This window comes from Arthrobacter sp. M4, assembly GCF_020251205.1.
In the GTDB taxonomy this organism is placed as follows: domain Bacteria; phylum Actinomycetota; class Actinomycetes; order Actinomycetales; family Micrococcaceae; genus Arthrobacter.
This window is the reverse complement of the sequence record NZ_JAIWYX010000046.1, coordinates 1-1,067: the sequence shown is the minus strand read 5'-3', so window position 1 is coordinate 1,067 and position 1,067 is coordinate 1. Positions and strand designations below refer to the sequence as shown.

Genomic DNA, 1,067 nt, shown 5'->3' with positions numbered 1-1,067 from the left:
CTGCCCTTGCAGCGCGCCTCGTCGGCGTCGGCAAAGCCGGGCTGCTGCAGGGTTCCGGCGATCGGGTGGCCGCGACGGCCGGCACCTGGCTCGGCGCGCTGTATGAGTCCCTCGTCGCGCAGACCGTCAGGGTATATGCCGCGGCCGCCTCGGCACAGGTCGGCCACCTGCGCACCAAGGAGACGGACCACGAGATCGACCTGATCGTCGAAGCAAAGGACCGCCGAGTCCTGGCCATCGAAGTCAAACTCAGCGAGTCGGTCAGCGACAAGGACGTCCGCCACCTCAACTGGCTGCACGCCCAGATCGGGGACATGGTCGCCGACCGTGTCCTCGTCACGACGGGCGAACACGCCTACCGGCGATCCGACGGTGTCGCTGTGGTTCCGCTGGCGCTCCTTGGCCCCTGACCTGCCGCCACCCAAATGAACAGGGTAAGCGATTCCGCAATACCTAGTCATTAGGTATCTGTTGGCCCCAGTCAGGCTGGTGCCGTGCCGGCGCCGCTGTCATTTGTCGATGCGGGGGGCGTGTCTGCATGAGGTGCGGCCGTCGTGGCGTCGGGGTGTTGCGCGGACCGCGGCATCTGGTTGCAGCAAAGCAGAAACCGTCTGACTCTGGCCAGTGCGGCCCTGAGTCTTGGGCTAATAGTCTGCCGGTCAAATCCCGGGCTCGAACGAGGCTTTCGCCGGAAAGCGCGAGCTGGCCGGCACTGACCGCCAATGGCTTGCCGAGCAACAACACCACGTCATCGTGCCAAGAGCATCGACTGTCTCTGGGATCTGGCCGTCTCGAATATTGCGGCCAATGTGACAAATGGTGTCTGTGCGAAATTAATTGGTCTATGTCTTCTGCCTTGGGTCCGCGCCGCGCTGTTGTTATCGAGGACGATCCTGATATCCGTGGCCTGCTCGTGCATGTCCTGAAGGGCAAAGGATTCAAGGTTTCCGAAGCTGCAACCGGGGAAGAAGGCATCGGCCTGGTCCGTGGCATGGTGCCGGAGCTGGTCACGCTGGACCTGAATCTGCCCGACGGCGGCGGGCTGGACGTCTGCAGAATCCTGCGGG

General features: G+C 63.7%; 2 protein-coding genes. Both read left to right on the top strand.

Annotated elements, in window-relative coordinates:
- Positions 1–410, top strand: a 410-nt coding sequence (locus LD110_RS23325; protein WP_225502326.1) for a DUF4143 domain-containing protein, incomplete at its 5' end; no start/stop codon positions are given.
- Between the two features lie 434 nt (positions 411–844).
- Positions 845–1,067, top strand: a 223-nt coding sequence (locus tag LD110_RS23320; protein ID WP_225502325.1) for a response regulator, incomplete at its 3' end; no start/stop codon positions are given.